Below are 208 nucleotides of genomic sequence, written 5' to 3' on the forward strand. Positions count from 1 at the left end.
CGGAAGCTCTGTTGCACCTTGTGGCCGCCTTGCCGGAAGGGGGCTTCTCCCGAGCAGGCGGGCACGGTTTCATCGCCGGGCTGCGGATAGCCGGCCTGCTTGGGATCGGCGATGCGGAAGGTTTCGGTGCGGCGATCCGAAGGCGAGGCCACCTCCACCGGATTGCTGCCATGCTTCGGCGGCGCATTGACCAGTTCTGCCGGATCGA

Annotated in this window: 1 protein-coding gene; it reads right to left on the minus strand. The window is 66.8% G+C overall.

What is annotated here, in order from left to right:
- The coding region (locus tag AC4HNJ_RS22145; protein ID WP_490481765.1) for a hypothetical protein at window positions 1-208 on the minus strand (208 nt) is incomplete at both ends.

Source organism: Dyella sp. SYSU CM1112, from assembly GCF_058216415.1.